The organism is Halorubrum aidingense JCM 13560 (assembly GCF_000336995.1).
GTDB classification, from domain to species: Archaea; Halobacteriota; Halobacteria; order Halobacteriales; family Haloferacaceae; genus Halorubrum; species Halorubrum aidingense.
This window is the reverse complement of record NZ_AOJI01000017.1, coordinates 512,596-531,376: the sequence shown is the minus strand read 5'-3', so window position 1 is coordinate 531,376 and position 18,781 is coordinate 512,596. Positions and strand designations below refer to the sequence as shown.

20 protein-coding genes and 1 pseudogene are annotated in these 18,781 nt (G+C 67.8%); 9 read left to right on the top strand and 12 right to left on the bottom strand.

Annotated elements, in window-relative coordinates:
* Positions 1-82: 82 nt before the first annotated feature.
* Both C461_RS05740 and C461_RS05735 read right to left on the bottom strand, forming a co-directional pair.
* A complete protein-coding gene (locus C461_RS05740; RefSeq protein ID WP_007999428.1) occupies positions 83-1,594 on the bottom strand; it encodes a PAS domain S-box protein in 1,512 nt (503 codons plus the stop codon).
* A gap of 70 nt (positions 1,595-1,664) precedes the next feature.
* Positions 1,665-1,850 (bottom strand): hypothetical protein, encoded by a 186-nt coding sequence (locus C461_RS05735; RefSeq protein ID WP_049906330.1) that lies wholly within the window; start codon positions 1,848-1,850, stop codon positions 1,665-1,667.
* A 355-nt stretch (positions 1,851-2,205) separates the two neighbouring features.
* On the opposite strand from C461_RS05735, the gene C461_RS15455 reads away from it, so the two are divergent.
* Together C461_RS15455 and C461_RS05725 are read left to right on the top strand one after the other, a co-directional pair.
* Positions 2,206-2,439, top strand: coding sequence for a hypothetical protein (locus C461_RS15455; RefSeq protein WP_152418343.1), 234 nt, complete (start codon positions 2,206-2,208; stop codon positions 2,437-2,439).
* A 70-nt stretch (positions 2,440-2,509) separates the two neighbouring features.
* Positions 2,510-3,070: a thioredoxin family protein gene (locus tag C461_RS05725; protein ID WP_007999424.1), complete on the top strand. Its 561-nt coding sequence runs from the start codon at positions 2,510-2,512 to the stop codon at positions 3,068-3,070.
* A 6-nt stretch (positions 3,071-3,076) separates the two neighbouring features.
* Here the strand turns inward: C461_RS05725 and C461_RS05720 are convergent, their stop codons facing one another.
* Positions 3,077-4,126, bottom strand: coding sequence for a threonine aldolase family protein (locus C461_RS05720; RefSeq protein ID WP_007999423.1), 1,050 nt, complete (start codon positions 4,124-4,126; stop codon positions 3,077-3,079).
* A gap of 181 nt (positions 4,127-4,307) precedes the next feature.
* Between C461_RS05720 and C461_RS05715 the strand changes: the two genes are divergently transcribed.
* Positions 4,308-5,834: a carboxypeptidase M32 gene (locus C461_RS05715; protein ID WP_007999422.1), complete on the top strand. Its 1,527-nt coding sequence runs from the start codon at positions 4,308-4,310 to the stop codon at positions 5,832-5,834.
* Positions 5,835-5,962: 128 nt separating this feature from the next.
* The gene (locus tag C461_RS05710; RefSeq protein ID WP_007999420.1) at positions 5,963-6,388 is read left to right on the top strand and encodes a DUF7522 family protein; all 426 of its coding nucleotides are present in this window, start codon (positions 5,963-5,965) and stop codon (positions 6,386-6,388) included.
* 111 nt (positions 6,389-6,499) lie between these two features.
* Here the strand turns inward: C461_RS05710 and C461_RS16285 are convergent.
* The 6 genes and pseudogenes from C461_RS16285 to trpC all read right to left on the bottom strand — a co-directional run.
* Positions 6,500-6,679: pseudogene (locus C461_RS16285) on the bottom strand (DUF7509 family protein); the annotation flags it as partial.
* A gap of 159 nt (positions 6,680-6,838) precedes the next feature.
* A complete protein-coding gene (locus tag C461_RS05705) occupies positions 6,839-8,011 on the bottom strand; it encodes a 3-dehydroquinate synthase II (RefSeq protein ID WP_007999418.1) in 1,173 nt (390 codons plus the stop codon).
* 61 nt (positions 8,012-8,072) lie between these two features.
* Complete coding sequence (locus C461_RS05700; RefSeq protein WP_007999416.1) at positions 8,073-8,864, bottom strand: 2-amino-3,7-dideoxy-D-threo-hept-6-ulosonate synthase; 792 nt, start codon at positions 8,862-8,864, stop codon at positions 8,073-8,075.
* Between the two features lie 87 nt (positions 8,865-8,951).
* Positions 8,952-9,884, bottom strand: a complete 933-nt coding sequence (gene trpA / locus C461_RS05695) for a tryptophan synthase subunit alpha (RefSeq protein ID WP_007999414.1) — start codon at positions 9,882-9,884, stop codon at positions 8,952-8,954.
* Positions 9,885-11,216: a tryptophan synthase subunit beta gene (gene trpB, locus C461_RS05690; RefSeq protein WP_007999412.1), complete on the bottom strand. Its 1,332-nt coding sequence runs from the start codon at positions 11,214-11,216 to the stop codon at positions 9,885-9,887.
* The gene (trpC, locus tag C461_RS05685) at positions 11,213-12,097 is read right to left on the bottom strand and encodes an indole-3-glycerol phosphate synthase (RefSeq protein ID WP_007999410.1); all 885 of its coding nucleotides are present in this window, start codon (positions 12,095-12,097) and stop codon (positions 11,213-11,215) included. The genes trpB and trpC overlap by 4 nt, the downstream gene beginning before the upstream one ends.
* Positions 12,098-12,196: 99 nt before the next feature.
* Between trpC and C461_RS05680 the strand changes: the two genes are divergently transcribed.
* On the top strand, positions 12,197-13,486 hold the full coding sequence (locus C461_RS05680; protein ID WP_007999408.1) for a glycosyltransferase: 1,290 nt from the start codon (positions 12,197-12,199) through the stop codon (positions 13,484-13,486).
* Positions 13,487-13,549: 63 nt separating this feature from the next.
* Positions 13,550-14,014 carry an MGMT family protein gene (locus tag C461_RS05675; protein WP_007999406.1) on the top strand — a complete coding sequence of 155 codons (465 nt, stop codon included), beginning with the start codon at positions 13,550-13,552 and terminating at the stop codon, positions 14,012-14,014.
* Between the two features lie 24 nt (positions 14,015-14,038).
* On the opposite strand, the gene C461_RS05670 is transcribed toward C461_RS05675, so the two are convergent.
* Positions 14,039-14,545 (bottom strand): DUF302 domain-containing protein, encoded by a 507-nt coding sequence (locus tag C461_RS05670; protein ID WP_007999404.1) that lies wholly within the window; start codon positions 14,543-14,545, stop codon positions 14,039-14,041.
* A gap of 125 nt (positions 14,546-14,670) precedes the next feature.
* Between C461_RS05670 and C461_RS05665 the strand changes: the two genes are divergently transcribed.
* Positions 14,671-15,099 carry a desampylase gene (locus C461_RS05665; protein ID WP_007999403.1) on the top strand — a complete coding sequence of 143 codons (429 nt, stop codon included), beginning with the start codon at positions 14,671-14,673 and terminating at the stop codon, positions 15,097-15,099.
* Between the two features lie 108 nt (positions 15,100-15,207).
* Complete coding sequence (locus C461_RS15450) at positions 15,208-15,948, top strand: hypothetical protein (protein WP_152418342.1); 741 nt, start codon at positions 15,208-15,210, stop codon at positions 15,946-15,948.
* 66 nt (positions 15,949-16,014) lie between these two features.
* Here the strand turns inward: C461_RS15450 and ubaA are convergent, their stop codons facing one another.
* The gene (ubaA, locus tag C461_RS05660) at positions 16,015-16,878 is read right to left on the bottom strand and encodes an SAMP-activating enzyme E1 (RefSeq protein ID WP_007999401.1); all 864 of its coding nucleotides are present in this window, start codon (positions 16,876-16,878) and stop codon (positions 16,015-16,017) included.
* A gap of 404 nt (positions 16,879-17,282) precedes the next feature.
* On the opposite strand from ubaA, the gene C461_RS05655 reads away from it, so the two are divergent.
* Positions 17,283-17,546, top strand: coding sequence for a MoaD/ThiS family protein (locus tag C461_RS05655; protein WP_007999399.1), 264 nt, complete (start codon positions 17,283-17,285; stop codon positions 17,544-17,546).
* Between the two features lie 110 nt (positions 17,547-17,656).
* On the opposite strand, the gene C461_RS05650 is transcribed toward C461_RS05655, so the two are convergent.
* Positions 17,657-18,676: a PLP-dependent cysteine synthase family protein gene (locus C461_RS05650; RefSeq protein ID WP_007999398.1), complete on the bottom strand. Its 1,020-nt coding sequence runs from the start codon at positions 18,674-18,676 to the stop codon at positions 17,657-17,659.
* Positions 18,677-18,781 lie beyond the last annotated feature (105 nt).

The following is an 18,781-nucleotide window of genomic DNA, read 5'->3' as shown; positions in this document are numbered from 1 at the left end:
CCTACGCTCGCTTTTTAAACAACACCGTCTCGACCGCGTAGCGACGGCCACGCAGCCGGGTCGCTCAGATACGGTCGTACGGCTACGGTCGCTCGACGCCGGTAAACTCGAACCGCGCGCCGCCCGCCTCGCCCTCCGTCAACGCCACCTCCCAGCCGTGCGCCTCGGCGATGCGCTCGACGATCGCGAGCCCGAATCCGGTCCCGGTGCCGGACGTCGTGTAGCCGCTCTCGAACACGTCCGCACGCCGATCGGTGGGAATACCCGGCCCGTCGTCCGCGAGGTAAAACCCGTCGTCGAGGTCGCCGACCACGACGCGGTCGCCGCCGTGTTCGGCCGCGTTCCGCACGAGGTTCTCGACGAGTCGCTTGAGTCGGCCGGGGTCCGCGAGCACGTCGCCGTCGGCCTCGACGATGACGTCGATACCCTCTCCGTCGGCGGCCGCCTCGCCGTCGGCGGCCACCTCACCCTCGGCGGCTTCGTCACCCTCGGCACCCTCGCGCTCGATCGACTCGACGACGTCCCGTCCGTACGCCTCGACGAGCGCGCCGAACGCGACCGGTTCGGGCGAGTCGACTGCGTCCCCCTGTCGCGCGAGCGTCAGCACGTCCTCGATCAACCCCTCTATGTCGTCGAGCGCGCGCTCACAGCGGTCGAAGTACGAGTCGGTCCCCGTCTCGCGGGCGAGACGCAGGTACCCCGAGAGCACGTTGAGCGGGTTCCGAAGGTCGTGTGACACGATCGACGCGAACTCGTCGAGCCGCTCGTTCTCCCGCTCGATCCGCCGTTGGTACGCCTTGCGCTCCGAGATGTCGTGGCTGCTGGCGAGGAACCGGTCTCGTCCCTGCACGTCGACCCGCCGGACGTGGACCTCGACCGGAATCGAGGTGCCGTCGGCCCGACGGAACGTCGTCTCCAGCCGGAGGGTCTCGTCCGTCGCGAGCCCCCGCCAGGTCTCGGCGGCCTCCTCGGGCGCGAGCTCCTCGTCGATGTCCCAGACGTTCATGCCGATGATCTCCTCGCGATCGTAGCCCAACTCGGTCGCCAACACCCGATTCGCGTCGACGATCCGCCCGTCCGCGTCGTGGATGTCGATCATGTCGGGCGAGCGATCGTACAGCGCCTCCAACCGGGCGGCGGTGTGTTCCAGTCGGCGGTCGACGGCCGCGTCCGACACGACTTCGCTGACGCGCGACGCGAGCGCCTCGTACGGGTCGTCGACCGCGTGTTTGGGAAGATACGCGTCGACGTCGGCGGCGATCGCGTCGCCCGCCAGCGTCTCCGAGCCTCTGCCGGTGAACAGCACGAACGGGACGTCGCCGTACCGATCGCGGACGCGCCGCAGGAACTCGAGGCCGTCCGTCCCCGGCATCTCGTAGTCGCTGACGATACAGTCGAACGCGTCCGTCTCGAGCGCCCCGAACGCCGACGCCGCGTCGGTGGCCGGCGTGACGTCGAAGCGATCGTCGCGCTTCTCGATGACTGAGGCCGCCGTGTCCGCGAACCCGGGCTCGTCGTCCACGAGAAGCACGCTGACGGTGTCCGGTATCGTCGTCGCGTCCGCCGCCGAACGCGCTCGCTCCTGACCGATCATTGAGGTGTCAGACGAGTTTTTGACATGAAAAATATTTCTATTGACCTGTCGAACACGCAACTCGATGTCGTCACGCGGCCGCGAATTCGACGAGCGCGCTCGACGCAATATACCCGATCGCGCCCACGAGCACGCCGGCGACGAGCGCCCCTGCGAACTCCTGACCGACCGCGGCCGCGAGCAAGAACCCGGTCATCCCGGCCGCGTTCGCGGACAGCAGTCGCAGCGTTCGGTAGGTCGGCTCCCTAGATGACACACCGCTCGTACGGGGGGACCGGATAAAAACCCACGAGCCGGCGCGAGTCGGCGTCTGCCGAGCGCTTATCTCGCATGGCGCGGCCACCGGTCGCATGCGACCGCGAAACGGACCGGAGCGCCCGCGGAAACACAGGGATGCGGGCTCGTCGAGTGCGGACGACGACGGCCGAATCGGGAGGCGCTCTCGCCGGGCGACGACTCGCGCGGCCGGGCCCTCTCATCGAGCCGCCGCGGAGAGGCGAGGCACACGCTGGTTCGGGCTGTTCGCGCTCGCACTCCCCACCGCGGCGGTCGCGGGGTTCGGCGCTCTCGCAAGCGCCCGAGTTCGAGCGCTCGCCTCAGCGACGCGCGGCGTGCGATCCGGAGCGTCACCGATCGCCGCCGAGACACTCGCTAAGACGCTCGCCGAGACACTCGCCGAGACGATCGCCGATCCCACCGTCCTTCGGGTTGCGTCCGCGCTGCCGTCCGAGTTGTCGATCGTCGCGGTGGCGGCGGCGGTCGTCGTCGGCTGTTGGGCGGTCGCGATCGGCGGCGCTCACCTCGTTGCCCGCCTGCTGGCGAATCGTCGTCTCGCCGGACGGTGACCGGCCGCACTCCGCATCGACCGCGCCACACCACCGAACGATTTTCCGGGCGCCGAGAGTACGCACCGGTATGGTCATGAAAGAGTCCGACTCCGAACTGGAACGCGGAGACGCGGCGCCGTCCTTCGAACTCCCGGGCGTGGACGGAGAGACCCACGCGCTCGACGACTTCGATGCGGACGCGCTCCTCGTCGTCTTCACCTGCAACCACTGCCCGTACGCGAAGGCGAAGTTCGACCTGCTCAACGAGCTGGCCGCCGACTACGACGACCTCGCCGTGGTCGGGATCAACCCGAACGACGACGCGGCGTACCCCGAGGACTCCCTGGAAGCGATGTGCGAGCGCGTCGCCGACGGCGAGATCGCGTACGACGCGTACCTCCGAGACGAGACCGGCGCCGTGGCCGACGCGTACGGCGCGGTGTGCACGCCGGACCCGTTCCTGTTCGGGCGCGAGGACGGTACGTGGCGGCTCCGTTACCACGGTCGACTCGACGACGCGCTCAACCCGGACGACCAGCCCACCGAGTTCTACATCCGTGAGGCCGTGGAGTCGGTACTCGCGGGCGAGACGGTCGCCGTTCCCGACCGACCCTCTCGCGGCTGTTCGATCAAGTGGCCGGACGCCTGACCGAGGTCACTCCGACAGCGTCGCGACCGCGTCCCCGATCCGGTCGACGGCCTCCGCGACGGCGTCCGCGTCCACGTCCAAGTGCGTCGTGAACCGCGTCGTGTAGTCGTCGAACTCGACGCAGCCGACGCCGGCGTCGGCACACGCCGACACGAGGTCGCTCGCCGCGATCCCCGCGTCCTCGGTGTGGACGACGACGATGTTCGTGTCGGGCTCGGGGACGTCGACGCCGCCGAGCGCGTCCAGCCCCGCCGCGAGCCGCTCGGCGTTGGCGTGGTCGTCGGCGAGCCGATCGACGTTCTCTAACGCGAGCAGTCCGGGCGCGGCGATCATCCCGGCCTGCCGCATCCCGCCGCCGAACAGCTTGCGGACGCGTCGAGCCTCCTCGACGAAGGCCTCGTCGCCGGCGAGGATCGAGCCCACCGGCGCGCCGAGCCCCTTGGAGAGACAGAACGTGACGCTGTCGACCGGGGCGACGATCTCGCTCGCGTCGACGCCGAGCGCGACGGCGGCGTTGAACACGCGCGCGCCGTCGAGGTGGACCGGCACGTCGGCGTCGCGGGCGGCGTCGGCGGCCGCGGCGATCTCGTCGACCGGGATCGCCGTTCCGCCGCGGTAGTTGTGGGTGTTTTCGAGCGACAGGAGTCCGGTCCCCGGCCGGTGGAGGTCCTCGTCCACGAGCCCCTCCGTGACGGCGTCGGGCGTCGGAACGCAGCGGTCCCCGGCGTCGATCGTCCGCGTCTGGACGCCGGAGAGCTTCGACGCGCCGCCCAGCTCCCAGCGGTAGATGTGCGACTCGCGCTCCAACAGGAGCTCCTGGCCGGGCTCGGTGTGGACGTGGACCGCGATCTGGTTCGCCATCGTCCCGGAGGGGACGTACAGCGCGGCCTCGGTCCCGACGGCCTCGGCAGCTCGCCGCTCCAGTTCGTTGACGGTCGGGTCGTCGCGGTACACGTCGTCGCCGACGTCGGCGTCGCGGGCGGCCTCGCGCATCGCGTCCGAGGGCGTCGTGACGGTGTCGGACCGCAGGTCGATGAACTCGTCTGCGTCTGTCATTCGTTGTCGACGATTCACCGGCCGCCCGGAAATAGGTCGCGTTCGGGGCGGGATCGCCCGGATCGGCGCGGGTGTCGAAACGGACTGGATCGGCGCGGGCGGCGAGCCCGACCTGCCGGAGATCGGGGCCGCCAGATCCGCGTTCGGTCCCTTCTTAACCCGCGCCGCCGATCCGTGACGTATGGCAACGGAAGCCGCGGCCGACGACGTATCCGACGCCCCTGAAGCGTACGACGCCCTCCTCGACCGAGTTCGACGGTGGAACACGGTCGGGAGCGCCGCCGGCGTGCTCGGCTGGGACCAGCAGGTGATGATGCCCGAGGGCGGCACTCCCGCCCGGTCGAAACAGCTCTCGGCGCTGTCGTCGATCCGCCACGACATGGTCACCGACGAGGAGACCGGCGCCCTGCTCGACGAACTCGACGACGCCGACCTCTCCGCGGAGCGGGCCGCCGTGGTCCGCGAGGTGCGCCGCGAGTACGAGCGCGCCGACGCGGTCCCCGTCGAGCTCGTCGAGGAGATCTCCGAGACCAGCTCCGAGGCCCTCCAGGCGTGGGAGCAGGCGAGAGCCGAGGACGACTTCGAGCACTTCGCCCCGTACTTGGAGAAGCACGTCGAGCTGAAGCGCGAGTACGCCGAGCACATCGACCCCGACCGCGACCCCTACGAGGTGCTGTTCGAGGACTTCGAGCCGTGTCTCTCGATGGAGCGCGCCGAGTCGATCCTCGACGAGCTGCGGGAGACGCTCGTCCCGATGATCGACGCGATCCGCGAGTCGGACGCCGACCTCGCCGTCGACACCTTCGAGGGGACGTTCCCGGCGGAGACGCAAGAGGAACTCGCACGCGATGCCCTCGATCTGGTCGGCTACGACTTCGACCGCGGCCGCCTCGACGTCTCCTCGCACCCGTTCACTTCGGGCAACCAGTTCGACTGCCGGATCACGACCCGGTTCGACGAGGCGGACCCGCTCGGCGCGATCGGCTCGACGATCCACGAGTACGGCCACGCGCAGTACAACCTCGGGCTCCCGCAGGACGAGTGGGGAACCCCGCTCGGCGAGTCGCGCGACCTGTCCGTCCACGAGTCGCAGTCGCGGCTCTGGGAGAACCACGTCGGTCGGAGCCGCGCGTTCTGGGAGCAGTTCCTCCCGGCGTTCCACGAGCGCTTCCCGGAGACCGAGGACGCGACCGTCGAGGACGCCTACGAGGCGTTCAACCAGGTCCACGAGGACAACCTCATCCGCGTCGAGGCCGACGAACTCACCTACCACCTCCACATCATCGTCCGCTTCGAGATCGAGCGCGACCTGATCCGCGGCGACCTCGCGATCGAGGACGTCCCCGAGGTCTGGAACGACAAGTACGAGGAGTACCTCGGGATCCGCCCGCCGACCGACGCCGACGGCTGCCTGCAGGACATCCACTGGAGCCACGGCAACTTCGGCTACTTCCCGACGTATTCGCTCGGCTCCGTGATGGCGGCCCAGCTGTTCGAGGCGGCCGACGGCGAGATCGACGACCTCGAGGATAAGATCGCCGCGGGCGACTTCGAGGACCTCCAGGCGTGGCTCGGCGAGAACGTCCACCAGCACGGCTCCCGCTACGAGACCAACGAACTGGTGAAACGGGCGACCGGCGAGGACTTCTCGGCGGACGCGTTCACCGACTACGTCGAGGCGAAGTACGGCGAGCTGTACGGGATCTAACTCCTTCGGCTCTGCTGAATACAGCGCGCACAGCGCAGATATCTACGCACATCACATCGATGATTGCAGCTCTGACGGGTCATCGCCGTCGAAATCCTTGTTACGACCGGGTGCGATTACCACAACATATGAGCTCAGAGACATTTACCACGAGTATCAGCGACGAGATGGCCGAACAGATCCTTAGTGCCACCCGTACCAGCCTCGGAGACACACTCCGGAGCGTCGTGTATTTCACCCCGTCTTCGTTCGACCTGTTGTACGTGCGGCAGGACCTCTATCCGTCCGACGAGGCCGCCCAAGAGCGGAAGGCGCAGCTGGTCCAACTCGAACGGGTGGGGTTCGCGGAACGGTCGGCCCGGACCGAGATCGCACACAGCGACGACGGTTCGGAGATCGGTCCGTACAATTTCACCGTCCGATTCCACGACCACGGCTTCGTCGTCAGGGTGCTCGAGGGCGACGCAGGCGTGCTTTTCACTGTCGACTCCATGGACGTCAGCTCGTTCAGAGAGGCGGTCAGCGCGATCCGAGGTGTACTCAGCGGCGAGTGATACCTGCCGAGTCCGGTCGGAGACGAGGAGGCTCTCGACTGTGACTGCCGGATTCGCTGCCGCTGCGAGGTCCTGAACGCGTTCGAAGCTATCCCGCCTGTGACGCGATCGGTCCCTCTTCGGAAGCGAGCCGTACCGTTCCTCGTTCTGGATGTGGGTGCCGAACTGCGCACAGAGGCGGCAACAGTCGGTCGCATCGGAGCGCGTTCTCACACTGGCGTCCCATCGGGAGTGGACCGATCCGAGCGTCGCGCTCCGAACGGACGGTCCAGCCGCGACCATCACCCGACGGCGCTCGCGGTTTCACCGCTCGCGTCTCAGTGGTCTCCCCTCGGTCGACCACTCGGCTCACGGCTTCGCCGCTCGCATACGGGGCCGAGCGCAGCGGGGCCCCGCTACTCGCGGGCCTCCGGCCCGCTCGTTAGTAGTGGTCTCCCTTCGGTCGACCACTCACTTCTCAATAATGCTCTCTTCGACCGCCTCGCCGAAGTGCCGTGCCACGTCCTCGTAGTAGACGAGCGCCTCGTCGCCCGCTTCCAAGTCCGTGACCGCCTTCTTGCCGTCGCTCGTCGCGATCTTCACCGTCTCCGCGTTCTGGATGAGCGTCTCGACGCGGTCGACGCCGTCGTCCGTCTCGACCTCCGCTTGCACCCGGAACATCGGTCGCTTCTCGATTTTCACGCGCCCGACGATCGCCTCGCGGGTGTGGCCGGCGGTGTCGACGATCTGCACCTCGTCGCCGCTGGTGAGTTCGGCGAGGTAGTTCGTGCCGCCCTCGGCGTTCCGGACGTACGCGTGGACCGCGCCGGCGTTCACGCGGAACGGACGCGACTCGACGTACGGCGACTCCGCGGTCTCGGCGTGGACGAAGAAGAGCCCGCGCGACATCGACCCGACCAACATCCCCTCGTCGTCGTCCATCAGCGACCCGGTGTCGATGCAGACGCGGTCGGCCATGCCGGTGCGTTCGACCGCGGTCACCTCGGCGTACCGCAGGTCGAGCGCCTCACGGTCGGCGGCGTCGCGGGCCTCGACCGCGCCGCGGATCTCGTCGGGGGAGTCGGCGTCGAGCAGGACGCCGTCGGCGCCGATCTCCAGCGTCTCGAAGGCGGTCTGCGCCTCGGCGGCCGTCGTCGCGCCCGCGATGAGGTGCGTCTCCTCGCCGACCCGCGCGATGAGGTTCTCCAGCGGGATGATCGACCAGTCCTCGCCGACGACGATCGTGAACTCCGCGTCGGCCGCGGCCTCCTCGGCGAACCGCTCGTAGTCGGTGCCGAGCACGCGGACGTACACGCCCTGCGCGCGGTCGTCGCGCCGACGGACGGTCGTGAGGTCGGCGGAGCCGGAGAAGTCCTCGGGGAGGTCGATCGTCCCGTCACCTTCGCCGCCTTTCCCGACGAAGTACGCGTCGGCCTCGGCGTCGCTCTCGGCGTCGTCGATGACGTCTGCCTCCGAGCGGAACGCGGCGATCGAGATGTCGCCCAGATCGCGGACTCGCCCCACGTCGGCCTCGTCGACGAGTACCCAATCGGCTCCGGCTTCGATGGCGGCCGTGATACGCCGCTTGCGCGCCTCCCAGTCGCCGACGTCGCCGTCGGCTTTGACCCAGACCGTGCGTGTCATTGTCGGAACCTCACGCCCGCCGGGCTTGAAAACTGCGAAAGGAACAGGAACCGCGTGCCGCCTACGCCTCGACGAACCCGCCCGCCCGGAGCGCCTCCTCGACGCTCGCGTCGTCGTGGACGACCGCCGACACGGCCCGGGCGATCCCCTCGGGGTCCTCGTGTTGGAAGATCGACCGCCCCATCGACACGCCCGCCGCGTCGCCGTCCATCGCGCCGCGGACCATCTCGACCGTCTCGCGGTCGGTGCCCTTCGAACCGCCGGCGATGACGACCGGGAGTCGAGTCGACTCCGTGACGCGCGCGAAGGAGTCGCCGTCGCCGGAGTAGCCGGTCTTCACCACGTCGGCGCCGAGCTCCTCGGCGAGTCGGACGGCGTGACCGAGCGCCTCCGGATCCGTCTCGTCGACGCCCGGGCCGCGCGCGTACGCCATCGCGAGCACCGGCAGCCCGAGCCGCTCGGCGTCGGCAGTCAGCTCCGCGAGCTCCTCGATCTGGTCCGGCTCGTGGTCGGAGCCGACGTTGATGTGGAAGGAGACGGCGTCCGCGCCCGCGCGGACCGCGTCCTCGGCGGTCGCCGTGACGCGCTTGTCGCTCTCGTCCGGGCCGATCGTCGTCGAGCCGTTGACGTGGACGATGTAGCCGGCGTCGTTTTTGTTCGGGTGAACGCGCGGAGCGATTCCGCGCTGGGTGAGTACGGCGTCCGCGCCGCCCGCGGTGACGCCGTCTATCGTCGACTCGATGTCGACGAGTCCCTCGACGGCGCCCATCGTTATCCCGTGGTCCATCGGGACGATGAGGTAGCGGTCGTTCGTGGAGATGCGGTCGAGTCGTGCCGAGAGTCCTGCTGTCATGATGGAGTCGGTCGTTGTGTGAGTGTGTGGCAATCGAAGGTAAGTGGGTTTCGTTCGGGGACGTATTGGCTCGAACTCCGCGAAACGCTACTGCGCCCCGGTCGGTTCCGCTCGCGCCGCGTATCCGCGCTCGGCTCCGTCCTTCAGTTCTCGGGAGAGCGCCTCCAGTCGGTCGGCGACCGCGGCGGTCGACAGGTCCGAGTCGACGCCGTCGGCGACGATGTCGACGAGCGCCGAGCCGACGATGATCCCGTCTGCGCCGCCGGCGACGATGCGCTCGGCGTGCTCGCCCGTCGAGATGCCGAATCCGACCGCCTTCGGCACGTCGTAGTCGTCGAGCCGGTCGAGGCTCTCCGTGGTCTGGTCGGACACGTCGCTTCGCGCGCCCGTCGTTCCGAGCCGGGCCTGCACGTAGACGTACCCGGACACCTGACTCATGATCCGGTCGAGCCGGTCACCGACCGTCGTCGGCGCGACGATAAAGACCAGGTCGAGCCCGAACTCGTCGCAGGCCTCGCGCAGCGGATCGGCCTCCTCAGCCGGGAGGTCGGGGACGACGAGCCCCTCGATGCCGGCCGCGGCGGCGCGCTCGACGAAGGGGCGCGGGCCGCCGCTCGCGGTGGTCCCGCTCGCGTCCGAGGCGCTTTGCGCCTCGCCGGCCCCCGAGCCGTACTGATAAATCAGGTTGTAGTACGTCATGCAGACGAGCGGCGCCTCGACGTCCAGCTCCTCGGCGAACGCGAAGAACCGATCCGGCGTCATCCCGGCGTCGAGCGAACGGACGAGCGCGCCCTGAATCGTCGGCCCCTCCGCGATCGGCTCCGAGAAGGGGAGGCCCAGTTCGATGACGTCGGCGCCGCCGCGGTCGAGCGCGCGGACGTACTCGAGCGAGGCCTCGTAGTCCGGGTCGCCGACCGCGAGGTACGGGATGTAGGCGGGGCCGTCGGCGAAGGCGGCAGCGATGGCGGCCGAGTTCCCCGTCTCGACGTTCGCCTCCGTCTCCGTGACTCGCTCCGACATTTAAATCCCCCCCGTGAACATCGACATGTCAGGCGCCTCCGCGATGTCGCGTTTGTCCGTCTCCTCGATGGCGGCGTCGAGGTCCTTGTCGCCGCGCCCGGAGACGTTCACGATCACGCGCTCGCCCAGATCCTCGTGGTGCTCCTCCAAGAATCCGAACGCGTGGGCCGTCTCCAGCGCGGGGATGATCCCCTCGGTGCGCGAGAGCCGGTGGAACCCCGCTAAGGCCGCGTCGTCGTCGACGGCGACGGGGTTGACGCGCCCCTCGTCGACGAGGTACGCCAGCTCCGGGCCGACGCCGGCGTAGTCCAATCCGGACGAGATGGAGTGACTCTCCATGATCTGTCCGTCGGAGTCCTGCAGGAGCTTCGTCCGCGCCCCGTGGAGCACGCCCTCTTCGCCCGCGTACAGCGACGCCGAGTTCGGGGCGACGCCCGCCTCCTCGTCGACTTCCAGCGTCGAGCCCCCGGCCTCGATCGCGTGGAGCGCGACGGGATCGTCGTCGACGAAGGCCGCGAACGCCCCCATCGTGTTCGAGCCGCCGCCCGCGCAGGCGACCACGTCGGTGGGGAGATCGCCCGTCTTCTCGATCGCCTGTGCGCGCGCCTCCTCGGAGATGACCGCTTGGAAGTCTCGGACCATCACCGGGAAGGGGTGCGGACCGACCACGCTGCCGATCACGTAGTGGGTGTTCTCGACGGTCGTCGCCCAGTCGCGCATCGTCTCGGAGATGGCCTCCTTGAGGGTCCCTCGGCCAGCAGTGACGGGATTCACCTCGGCGCCGTTGAGCTTCATCCGGAAGACGTTGGGGCGCTGGCGGTTGATGTCGCGCTCGCCCATGTAGATCTCACAGGGCATGTCGAGGTGCGCGGCCGCCATCGCGGTCGCCGTGCCGTGTTGGCCGGCGCCGGTCTCCGCGATGATCCGCTCTTTGCCCATGTACTTCGCCAAGAGGACCTGACCGAGGGCGTTGTTCAGCTTGTGCGCGCCGCCGTGGAGGAGGTCTTCGCGTTTGAGGAACACCTCCCGGTCGTAGCGCTCGGAGAGCCGGTCGGCCCGCTGAAGCGGGATCGGCCGCCCGCCGAAGTCGGCCAGTCGCTCGCGGAACTCGTCCATGAAGCCGTCCTCGTTGTCGAGGACGTAGCGCTCGTAGGCATCGGTCAGCTCCTCGATCGCCGGCATCAGCGCCTCCGGGACGTACTGACCGCCGTAGCGGCCGAACTTCCCGTCGGCGCGACCGCGCTCGCGGCCCGGTCGCCGCGACGGGGTCGCCCCGTCCGTCGATACTCCCGCGTCCGTCGTCTCGCTCGTCGTGGGTCCGGTTTCGCTCATGTGGGTGTGTCCGTGGTGTGTCGGGTGTCTCGGGTGCCGCTCTCGCCGTCCCCGCTGCTCTCGTCGGTCTCGCCGTTCTCGTCGGTCTCGTCGCTTGCGATGTCAGCGCCGTCGCCCGATTCCGCCCGCGTCAGCTCCCGCGTGTTCGCCTCGACGTCGCCGGCCATGATCGCGCTGCCGACGAGGAGGGCGTCGGCGCCGGCGGCCCGCATCCGGCGGGCGTCTTCGGTCGAGGCGATCCCGCTCTCGGCGATCAGCGTCACGTCGTCGGGGACGTGGGGCGCCACCGACTCGAAGGTTCCGAGGTCGACGACCAGCTCGGCGAGGTCGCGGTTGTTCACGCCGACGAGCGTCGCGCCCGCGTCGAGTGCGGTCGCCAACTCCTCTCGGTCGTGGACCTCGACGAGGACCTGGAACCCGCGGTCGCGGGCGGCGGCCAGCAGGTCGGGGAGGTCGTCGCCGACGAACCGCGCGATCAGCAGGACCACGTCGCTCTCGACGGCGTCGAGCTGCGACTCCGCGACGATGAAATCTTTCCGGAGGACGGGCACGTCGACCGCCTCGCGCACGCGTTCGAGCGTGTCGACGCTCCCGCCGAAGTGCTCCGGTTCGGTGAGCACCGACAGCGCCGCGGCGCCGCCCGCGACCATCGATTCGGCCAGCTCGACCGGGTCGTCCTCGCGGGTGCCGTCGGTCGTTGGGCTCGTCGGCTTCACCTCGGCGATGATCGGGACGCGGCCGTCGGCCTCGGCCGCGTCGAACGCGGCCCGCAGGTCGCGCGGGTCGACGGCGACATCGCCGGATCGCCCCTCGGCCGCCCGGGACCGGGCCGCAGACAGGATCGACCTGACCGCCGGGGCCAGCTCGGTTGTATCCTCCATTAGTGTACACTAATGCACGTATCTGTACATAAGACTTGTGGGCATCGGGCGATCACTGGAGAGCGAAACGTTGATTTTGGCGGCTCTTCGAGGTCGGATATGGTCGGGCGCCTTCGCAGGGCCGTCGAGTTGACGGGCTACGCGCTCACGGTCGGGTCCGTTCTCCTCGTCGGCACCTATCAGGCCGTACAGATGGACACCTTCGAGCTCTCGCTGCCGTGGCTGATCGTCCAGATAGCCACGATCGAGGCGGCGACGACGGCCGTCGTCTTCTCGGTGCTCGTCTCGCTCAGCGGGCTCATGCTGGCCCGCGAGGTCCACCGCCGGCGCGACCCCGACGGTCGCCGCCTCGACGGGCCTCGCGTGGCGGCCATCGTCCCCGCGTACCGCGACGCCGACGTGGTCGGCGAGAGCGTCGAGACGCTGCTGGCGTCGAACTACCGGAACCTCCAGATCGCCGTGCTGACCGAGCCGGACGACGAGGCGACGCGAGCGGCCGCCGAGGAGTACGCCTCGCACCCGGACGTGCGCGTGCTCGTGAGCGACATCCCGGGCTCGAAGGCCGGCGCGATCAACGACGCCGTCGATCGGCTCGACGCCGACCACTTCGTCGCGTTCGACGTCGACGAGCGGGTCGACCCCGACTTCGTGCCCATCGCGATGGACCGGCTCACCGAGACCGACTGCGACATCTTCCAGGCGCGCCGCGTCCCGCGGGTGACCGGGCCGGTCGAGGCGCTCGCCTACTGCGAGCGGCTGCTGTTCCACGCCGGCTACAAGCTGGTCGAGCCGCTCGGGTTCACCTACTGTCGCAGTTCGTCGGTCGCGTTCACCCGAGAGGCGTTCGAGTCGGTCGGCGGGCTCGACTACCTCCTCACCGAGGACATCGACTTCGCGCACAAGTGCTTCCGCGAGGGACTCGACGTCCGGCAGGCGCGCAACGTGACGAACGAGATGGAGGCGCCCCACTCCGTGCGGGACCTCTGGGGGCAGCGCAAGCGGTGGCGGCTCGGACACATCGAGGTGCTCCACAAGGCGCTGCGCGGCGGCTTCGACCGCGGCGGTCTGCGGGGACTCCTCTCGACGATACGCATCGCGTCGAGCCTCATCGCCAGCGTCTACCTGCTCGCGCTCGCCGCGAAGGTCATCGTGCTGCTCGTGTTCGGCCTCGAAACGTTCTTTTTGTTGCCGTTCGCCGCGATCGCACTCGCGGTGCTGCCGGTCGTGTACGCCGACTACCGCGACGGCCACGTCGCCGAGCTCAGCCCAGGGCTCGCGCTGGTCCCCTTCGTCTACCCCGGCTTCGGCCTGCTGACGGTCCGCTGCGGCTTCGAGTACCTCCTCAGCTGGGACGGCGAGTGGTACCAGGTCGACAAGAGCGGCGCGTAGTCGCCGCGATACCGCCCGCCGCTCGACACCGCATTTAACCCGCTCCCCCGCCGACGTGCGGTCATGGACACGACGGGATCCGCCGGCGTTTTCGCCCGCGACGTTGCCGCGATCGACCGCGCGATAGCGATCGGCGTCGCCGCCGGTCGCGTCATTTCCGTATCGTTCCCGGCCGAGACGCCAGACGACGCGAGCGACGACCACGAACTCCTCGACCGCATCGAGGCGTCTCTCGAGGGCGAGGCGGACGCGCTCGACGACGTCGCCGTCGCTCTCACGGTGCCGACCGATCAGCGCGCGGTCCTCGACGCGCTCGGAGAGATACCGCGCGGCGAGACGGTCTCCGTGAGCCGGCTGACGCGACTGGCCGGCCTCGACGACAACGACCCCGACGACCTCGCGCTGGTGACGACCGCGCTCGACGAGAACCCGGTTCCGCTGCTGTTACCCGACCACCGCGTCGACGGCGGGCCGTACGCGACGCCGGCCGGGGTCCGCGACGCGCTCCGGCGTGCTGAGGGTATCTGACGCCGGAGTCGACGCTCCAGCCACCTACGCCGATTGCTCGCTGTGCCCGTGTTCCTCGATGTTCTCCCAGACGACCGTCATCAACTCGCCCGTCTTCTCCACGAGGTCGTCGACGGCTCCGCCGGCGTCGGCCGGCGCGCAGCCGAGGTCGCGGATCGCCTTCGTCGCGGACACGTGGTGGACGTGGACGCGGTCGTCGCCCTCGCGCTCGTAGACGAGCGTCGTACACGGGAGCATCCCCGCGAGGGTCGGGTCGATCGAGAGCGCGTCGCGGGCGATTTCGGGATGGCAGACCACGATCAGCGCGGTCCGCTCGACGTCGTCGTGACCGAGCATCCCCTCGATCATCGCGTCGAGGCGGGTGACCCGGACCGTCTCGAAGTCCCCGAGTTCGTGTTCGATCTGGACGAACGGCACGGCGTCTTCGAACGGCATCTCGAGGGTCGTGTGGAGCGCCTCGTCGGCGGTCGGCGCGACGGCCCCGCTCCGGGCGTCGGTGTCGGCGTCGGTGTCGACGTCGGTCTCGCTCATGAACCGATCTCCGGTCTCGCCGTGAAAACTCCCCGCTGGTCGTCAACGACTGCCGCTACCTCCGACGAGGCGCACCCCTTGCCGGTCGGGACGGATTTATCGGTCGCACCCGCCTGTCTCGGCGCATGATCGAACTGACGCGGGCGGCGTACGACGACATCGTGTACCGCGCCTACGGCGGCGGCGAGGCGGAGATCTGCGGCGTGTTAGCGGGCACACACGGCACCGACGGCGATCCGAGCGTCGTGACCCGGACGTACGAGGCCGAAAACGTCGCGGAGACGCCCCAGATACGGTACCTGATCGACCCCGAAGAGCAGCTCGAACTCATCGAGCGGGCCGAAGCGGACGGGCTCGACGTGGTCGGGTTCTACCACTCGCACCCGACGGGGCCGACGCACCCGAGCGAGACGGACGCCGCGCGGGCGACGTGGCCGGAGCACTCGTACGTCATCTGCGCGCTGGACGGCTACCCGTTCGTCGGCTCGTGGCGCTGGCGTGGCGACGACGACGGGTTCGAACAGGAGACGGTCGCGGTGCGAAGCGAGCGGTAATTAAATAGGCAAACTAGCGTTGTAGTCACCTTTGATAGAGATAGAATTGATTAGAATCTAAGATGTCTGTTTATATATTTGAAGTTGTAATTTTGTGGTAGATAATATATGATCGATGAATCGGATAACCCTGAGGAGTCGAATGGGAATCTACCACCACTGCGTGAAGAATACACTAACGCTAAAACGAGATTGGAGCAACAGAGGAATGTTCTGGACTCATTTGCAAAAGAAGGCCGGCAGACATTACGTATTATATTAGTGTTCGTAGGGCTGTTATTCTCAGCAATCACAGTTGTTTCTTCCCTTTTAGATCCAAACCAGATTGTTCCCTCATCTTGTGGAGTATATTTGCTCCCCAGCTGGTGTGTGAGTTTGTTTCGGATGCTGATCTTTTCGGGGCTAGGGCTCGCAATTAGTGCTATATGCCATGGAACAATTGGTACTGAAGCGAGAGCGATTGGTTCTGTTGGTACGTCTGGTGACATTGAGGCAGTCATTACATCGGAAGATATGGATGAACAGGCGTATTTATTAGAACGATTATCCTCGTATCAAAAACGAATACAGAGAAATAATGGAGTAATTCAGTTCTTAGAAACGGTACTTGCCATGGGGAAAATAGCCCTTTTTATTGGGATAATCGGACTGACCGCTACTGGAGTCGCTATTATTTCTGGACCAATCAGGTGGTATATAATTCCCGCATTTATTGTGATTTTTCTGTTGCTATTGGTGTTTCTTGGACGTGCTCTCCCAGATGAGTACCTGAAACAAGATGCCAGTATTAGAAACGACAGTATTTTTATGAATATATTCTTGACTGAGAATACAGCGAAAGAGGAGTAGACTAGTCTACCCGATACGGGATCTAAGTTCAGTATTTAACAACAACAGGGTTACCCGGGCGGCGTCTCAGTCGCTCGCTTCGATCTTCGGCTCCGACTCGTCGTCGCCGCCGACGTCGATGGCACAGGAGGCGGTGTACTCGACGTCGTGGACCGACTCGATGGCCGGGTCGTCGCCGCACACCGGGCAGTCGTCGCGTTTGGGGATCTCCACCTTGTCGAACTCCATCTCGAGGGCGTCGAAAAAGAGCATCGAGCCGTCGAGCGTCTCGCCTTCGCCGATGAGGTGTTTGACCGTCTCCGTCGCCTGCAGGCAGCCGACGGTTCCCGGGAGGACGCCGAGCACGCCGGCCGTCGAGCAGTTCGGCACCATCCCCGCGGGCGGGGCTTCGGGGAACAGACAGCGGTAGCACGGCGAGTCGTCGCCGCCCGCGAACGTCGTCACCTGCCCTTCGAACTTGAAGATGGAGCCGTGCGAGAAGGGGATCCCGGCGAGCGTACAGGCGTCGTTCACGAGGTACCGCGTGGCGAAGTTGTCGGTGCCGTCGACCACGAAGTCGTACCCCTCGATCAGGTCCTCGATGTTCTCCGGAGTGACCCGCAGCTCGTGTTTGCGGACGTCGACGTCCGGGTTGAGCTGCGCGACGAACTCGGCCGCGGAGTCGACCTTCTTCCGCCCGACGTCGTCGTTCCCATGGATGACCTGTCGCTGGAGGTTCGACAGCTCCACCTCGTCGTCGTCGGCGATGCCGATGGTGCCGACGCCGGCGGCCGCGAGGTACTGGATGATCGGCGAGCCGAGTCCGCCGGCGCCGAGCACGAGCACCTCGGCGTCGAGCAGTGCCTTCTGACCGCCGGGCCCGACGTCGTCCATGATGATGTGTCTGGAGTAGCGGTCGAGCTGCGTGGGGTCGAGGTCGAGATCGGTCATTCGACTCACGCTACTGCCTACGGACGCATAAGCCGGCGGCCCACCGGTGGGTCCTGCCGCCATCTCGGAGGTGCGATCCGCGCGCACGACCGCGCTCCGGGGTCCCGCCGGACCCCCGCCGACCGCGGTGTCGCGCTCGCCGACTGACACTGGTCGTCGGATCGGTGCGGTCGAGGGCTCCTCGGCCGTCGCGTCTCGCCGCACCGCGGCCGCACGGTCGCCTATCGCCGCCACGCCCGTCACCGCGTCCGCCGCCACGCCATCACCGCGTCCGCCGCCACGACCGTCACCGCGTCCGTCGCCACAACCGCCTCTGACCGTACGAGGCCGGGCTAACCGTATTAGACCGGGGCCGTCGTTGCCGTCGGCGCGGTCCTTTTTCCGCTGGCTGTCGTGAATCAGGTATGGCTACGATCAAACTGCCGGCCGTGCTCGTCGGCGGCTCCGCGACCTCGGAAGTCGACGTCGCGGGCGACACGGTCCGCGAGCTGTTCGAGAACCACGCGGACGAACACGGTCCCGAACTGAAAGACAGCGTCCTCGAAGACGGCGAGATCAAGGAGTTCATCAACGTCTACGTCGAGGGAACGCCCGTCGAGAGCGTCACCGCCGAGGTCCCCGAAGACGCGCAGGTCCGCGTCATCCCCGCCGCCAGCGGCGGTCGGTAGACGACTCGGTCGCACCGCATCGCGCTTTTGCTTCGGCGGTTCCGTTTCGACATTCCGTTTCGAGGCTGTTTCTTCGAGAGTCGCTCAGAACGCCCGCGTGACGGACGCGACTAGAGGTACTCCTCCCACAGCGGGATGTCCGCGTACTTGTCGCCGCGGTCACACAGCATGAACACGACCGTGTCGCCGTCGTCGAGTTCGCCGGCCTCGTCGAGACCGACGACCGCTGCCGCGCCGCCCCCCGCGGACGTGCCGACGACGAACTGGTCGTCGACGCGCAGGTGCTCGCGAATCGTTTCCTCGTCGTGCTGTCCGGGATCGGCGATCGGAACCGCGTCGTCCAGGTACCGCTCGCGAAGCGCGCGAGCCTGGTCGTAGGCGTCGGCGGTGGTCACGTACGCGGTCCGGTCGAGCACCGACTCGTCGTACGTGTCGGGGTGGTAGTGGTCGCCCGTTTTGAGGTATTTGAGGCCGTCGATGGCGTGAAGCGGCTCGTCGGGCTCGAACCCGACGATCTCGGCGGCGCCGTCGGTCAGGTCGGTCAGCCCCCGGCCGGTCCCCGTGATCGTCCCGCCCGTGCCGACGCCCGCGACGAAGTGCGTCACCTCGCCGTCGGTCGCCTCGTAGATCTCCCGGGCGGTCGTCCGCTCGTGGGTGCCGGGGTTGTCGGGGTTCTCGTACTGGTTCGGACGGAAGTACGCGTCCGGGTCCGCCGCGATGATCGCCTCGCAGCGCTCGATGACGGCGTCGTACCCGCGGTTGGCGTCGACGAAGTGGATCTCCGCGCCGGCGTCCCGAACGGCCTCGACTTTCCCGCCCGCCGCGTTGTCGGGCATGACGATCTCCACGTCGTACCCGCGAACGGCCGCGAGCCGGGCGATCTCGCTGCCGGTGTTGCCGGAGGTCGGCTCGATCACGGTGACGCCCGGTTCGAGATCGCCGCGCTCCTCGGCGCCGTCCAGCATGCCCTTCGCGATCCGGGATTTCACGGACCCCCCGCCGTGCGGGGCGTCGTAGAGGTTGAACCACTCGACTTTCGCGTACACGTCCGCGTCCGCCTCGATGTCGAGGTCGAGCTCCACGAGGGGCGTCTCGAAGATCGTCGACTCGTCGACGACGTAGTCGCTCATGGGGTCCGTAGATCGCACCCCGATAAGAGTCCGACGGAAACGGCGTTCTCGACGTCTATCGCGGTCGTGCGCGCCGATCTACGTCCGAGATACGGGAGAAGCCTG

Excerpts from the sequence above, each read along its gene's own strand:
- C461_RS05740 (WP_007999428.1), bottom strand. The coding sequence starts at position 1,594 with ATGATCGGTCAGGAGCGAGCGCGTTCGGCGGCGGACGCGACGACGATA.
- C461_RS05725 (WP_007999424.1), top strand. The coding sequence starts at position 2,510 with ATGGTCATGAAAGAGTCCGACTCCGAACTGGAACGCGGAGACGCGGCG.
- C461_RS05720 (WP_007999423.1), bottom strand. The coding sequence starts at position 4,126 with ATGACAGACGCAGACGAGTTCATCGACCTGCGGTCCGACACCGTCACG.
- C461_RS05715 (WP_007999422.1), top strand. The coding sequence starts at position 4,308 with ATGGCAACGGAAGCCGCGGCCGACGACGTATCCGACGCCCCTGAAGCG.
- C461_RS05710 (WP_007999420.1), top strand. The coding sequence starts at position 5,963 with ATGAGCTCAGAGACATTTACCACGAGTATCAGCGACGAGATGGCCGAA.
- C461_RS05705 (WP_007999418.1), bottom strand. The coding sequence starts at position 8,011 with ATGACACGCACGGTCTGGGTCAAAGCCGACGGCGACGTCGGCGACTGG.
- C461_RS05700 (WP_007999416.1), bottom strand. The coding sequence starts at position 8,864 with ATGACAGCAGGACTCTCGGCACGACTCGACCGCATCTCCACGAACGAC.
- trpA (WP_007999414.1), bottom strand. The coding sequence starts at position 9,884 with ATGTCGGAGCGAGTCACGGAGACGGAGGCGAACGTCGAGACGGGGAAC.
- trpB (WP_007999412.1), bottom strand. The coding sequence starts at position 11,216 with ATGAGCGAAACCGGACCCACGACGAGCGAGACGACGGACGCGGGAGTA.
- trpC (WP_007999410.1), bottom strand. The coding sequence starts at position 12,097 with ATGGAGGATACAACCGAGCTGGCCCCGGCGGTCAGGTCGATCCTGTCT.
- C461_RS05680 (WP_007999408.1), top strand. The coding sequence starts at position 12,197 with ATGGTCGGGCGCCTTCGCAGGGCCGTCGAGTTGACGGGCTACGCGCTC.
- C461_RS05675 (WP_007999406.1), top strand. The coding sequence starts at position 13,550 with ATGGACACGACGGGATCCGCCGGCGTTTTCGCCCGCGACGTTGCCGCG.
- C461_RS05670 (WP_007999404.1), bottom strand. The coding sequence starts at position 14,545 with ATGAGCGAGACCGACGTCGACACCGACGCCGACACCGACGCCCGGAGC.
- C461_RS05665 (WP_007999403.1), top strand. The coding sequence starts at position 14,671 with ATGATCGAACTGACGCGGGCGGCGTACGACGACATCGTGTACCGCGCC.
- C461_RS15450 (WP_152418342.1), top strand. The coding sequence starts at position 15,208 with ATGATCGATGAATCGGATAACCCTGAGGAGTCGAATGGGAATCTACCA.
- ubaA (WP_007999401.1), bottom strand. The coding sequence starts at position 16,878 with ATGACCGATCTCGACCTCGACCCCACGCAGCTCGACCGCTACTCCAGA.
- C461_RS05655 (WP_007999399.1), top strand. The coding sequence starts at position 17,283 with ATGGCTACGATCAAACTGCCGGCCGTGCTCGTCGGCGGCTCCGCGACC.
- C461_RS05650 (WP_007999398.1), bottom strand. The coding sequence starts at position 18,676 with ATGAGCGACTACGTCGTCGACGAGTCGACGATCTTCGAGACGCCCCTC.